The following is a 3,060-nucleotide window of genomic DNA, read 5'->3' as shown; positions in this document are numbered from 1 at the left end:
CCCGTGATCGCCCGGGTCGCCGCCCAGGCGCGGACTGCCCATCTCGACCAGCGCTTCGGCCTGGAGAACGCCGCCACGGGCGGGGGTCTGGTGCGCTCGGGCGACGAAATCTACTTGGTGGTGGCCGCCGACGCGATCGCCGAACACCCCCGCCTCGCCGCGCAGACGCAGGGAACCCCGCCTTCGGTGGTGGTCACCGCGCGCCGGATCAGCACGGCCTATACGCGCGGCCTTCAGCAGGACCTGGGGATCGAGGGCCTGGCCCTGACCGCCGAGGGGCGGATGGGCGAGTCCAGCGTGCCGCTGCTGGATATCCGGGGCCAACCCATCGGCTCGCTCAGTTGGCTGGCGCGCAATCCGGGCATGTCGCTCCTCAGGGCCGGCGCCCCCTGGATCGCTCTGGGCTTCGCCGCCCTGCTGGTCGCCGCCGTCGTGCTGTTCCTGCGGATCACCGACGCGCTGAACAAACTGACCGCCAGCCGCCAGGCGCTGATCGCGGCCAAGGAGGAGGCCGAGGCGGCCAACGCCGCAAAGACCCAGTTCCTGGCCAATATGAGCCACGAGATTCGCACGCCGTTGAACGGCGTGCTGGGCATGACCCAGATCATGCAGGCCGAGCCGTTGCCGGACCGCCAGCGAGACCGCCTCGAGCTGATCCGCCATTCCGGCCAGGCGCTGCTGGCGCTGCTCAACGACATACTCGACATAGCGCGGCTGGAACGCGGCGGCGTGCGCCTGCGCGCCGAACCCTTCGACCTGCCGCTCATGGTGGAGTCGACCTGGGCCCTGTTCTCGGGCGCGGCCGCCAACAAGGACATCGATCTGAGCTACCAGGTGGCGCAGGACTGCGAGGGCGTCTGGATCGGCGATCCGATCCGCCTGCGCCAGGTGCTGGGCAATCTGGTCGCCAACGCCCTGAAGTTCACCCATGACGGCTCGGTGCGGATCCAGGTGACGACGTCCGAAACCGGACTGCGGTTCGAGGTGAGCGACACCGGCGTGGGCATCGCGCCGGAGGATCGTCCGCGCCTGTTCAAGATCTTCTCGCAGGTGGACGGTTCCCTGACCCGCACCCACGAGGGTTCGGGCCTGGGCCTGGCGATCAGCCGCGACGTCGTCACCCTGATGGGGGGCGTGATCGGCGTCGACAGCACCCCCGGTGCGGGCTCGACCTTCTATTTCGACGTCCCGCTGCACCGCGCGCGCCCCGACCGGCCGGCGCTGCGGGTGGTGGGCGCCTAGCACGAGAAAGACAGGGATGGACTGCCCCTAGGGCAGTTCCGTAGCCTTGCTCCACCGGTCGCCTCGCGGCGAGAACAAGAACCGGGGAGGAAATCATGGCGCTGGCGACGACCCATCCGGGGACGAGCACGGCTGTTCGCGAACCCCTTCGCACGGCGGCAGCCGCGCCGCTGGACGCCGTGGTCGTCGGGGCCGGTTTCGGCGGGCTCTACATGGTCCATCGGCTGCGCGAGGCCGGACTTACGGTCCAGGGCGTCGAGGCGGCCGGCGACGTCGGCGGCACCTGGTATTGGAACCGCTATCCCGGCGCGCGCTGCGACATTCCCAGCCTGCTCTATTCCTACACCTTCTCCGACGAACTGCAGGCCGACTGGCGGTGGAGCGAGAAGTACGCCACCCAGCCCGAGATCCTGGCCTACGCCCAGCACGTGGCCGACCGCTTCGATCTTCGACCCGCCTTCCTGTTCGAGACCCGCGTGGTCTCGGCGATCTTCGACGAGGCCGCCAAGCTCTGGCGGGTGACGACCGACCGGGGCGACGAGATCGCCGCCCGCTTCTGCGTGATGGCCACCGGCTGCCTGTCGGCGCCGCGCGATTTCGACCTGCCGGGCGCGGAGACCTTCGAAGGCGAAACCTATGTCACCGGCCTGTGGCCGCACGAGCCGATCGACTTCAGCGGCAAGCGGGTGGCGGTGATCGGCACCGGCTCGTCGGCGGTGCAGTCCACGCCGCTGATCGCCGAGCAGGCCGACCAGGTCTATGTCTTCCAGCGCACCCCCAACTACAGCCTGCCGGCCCTGAACGCCCCGCTGAGCGACGAGGAGGTGGCCGGCTTCCGCGCCAACTTCCCGGCCTATGTCGAGCTGCTGCGCAGCGGCCAGCCGCCCCTGCCCATCCCGCCCGCCGACTATGCGCCGTCCGACGAGGAGTTGAACACCCTGGTCGAACAGCTGTGGAACGGCTGGGGCCTGATCTCGGCCGTGCAGATCCCCAACATCGTGCGTGACGAGCGCTGCAACCAGGCGGCCGGCGACTTCGTCCGCGCCAGGATCGCGGAAACCGTCAAGGACCCGGTCCTGGCCGAAAAGCTGACCCCGCGCAGCTTCCCGATCATGACCAAGCGGGCCTGCGTCGACACCGGCTGGTACGAGGCCTTCAACCGCAACAATGTCGAACTGGTCGATCTGCGCGACACGCCGATCACAGCGATCACCCCCACCGGGGTGCGCACGACGGAGCGGGACTATCCCGTCGACGTGATCGTCAGCGCCCTGGGCTTCGACGCCATGACCGGCGCGCTGCTGCGCATTGACATCCGCGGCCGCGACGGCGTCACCCTGGGCGAGGCCTGGGCGGAGGGGCCCAAGACCTATCTGGGCCTGGCGGTGGCGGGCTTCCCCAACCTGTTCACGGTCACCGGGCCGGGCAGCCCGTCGGTGCTGACCAATGTGCTGACCGCGGCCGAGCAGCATGTCGACTGGATCATGGACGCCATCGCCCACGTGCGGGCCACCAACGCCGCGACGCTGGAGGCGACCACCGCCGCCCAGGAAGACTGGGTGGCCCACGTCAACGACGAGGCCGACAAGACCCTCTTCCCCCGCGCGGCCTCCTGGTACATGGGCGCCAACATCCCGGGAAAGCCCCGGGTGTTCATGCCGTATGTGGGCGAGGGCTATAAGCTGCACTGCGACGCGGTGGCCGCGGAGGGCTATCGGGGGTTCGCCCTGGGGTCTTGAGGGGCTGGGATCGGGGATCGTAGGCCCGGCGCCGCGAGCCCCCTCCGGCCCTCCGGGCCACCTCCCCCAGAGGGGGAGG

2 protein-coding genes are annotated in these 3,060 nt (G+C 69.8%); both read left to right on the top strand.

Annotated features, from left to right (window positions below):
• On the top strand, positions 1-1,242 hold a 1,242-nt coding region (locus tag WAL33_RS17410; protein ID WP_422182782.1), incomplete at its 5' end, for an ATP-binding protein.
• Between the two features lie 95 nt (positions 1,243-1,337).
• A complete protein-coding gene (locus tag WAL33_RS17405; RefSeq protein WP_422182781.1) occupies positions 1,338-2,981 on the top strand; it encodes a flavin-containing monooxygenase in 1,644 nt (547 codons plus the stop codon).
• The last annotated feature ends 79 nt before the right edge of the window (positions 2,982-3,060 follow it).

It is taken from the genome of Caulobacter sp. (assembly GCF_049283275.1).
GTDB lineage: Bacteria > Pseudomonadota > Alphaproteobacteria > Caulobacterales > Caulobacteraceae > Caulobacter.
The sequence above is the reverse complement of the archived record's forward strand: the minus strand, read 5'-3'. Positions and strand labels throughout refer to the sequence as shown.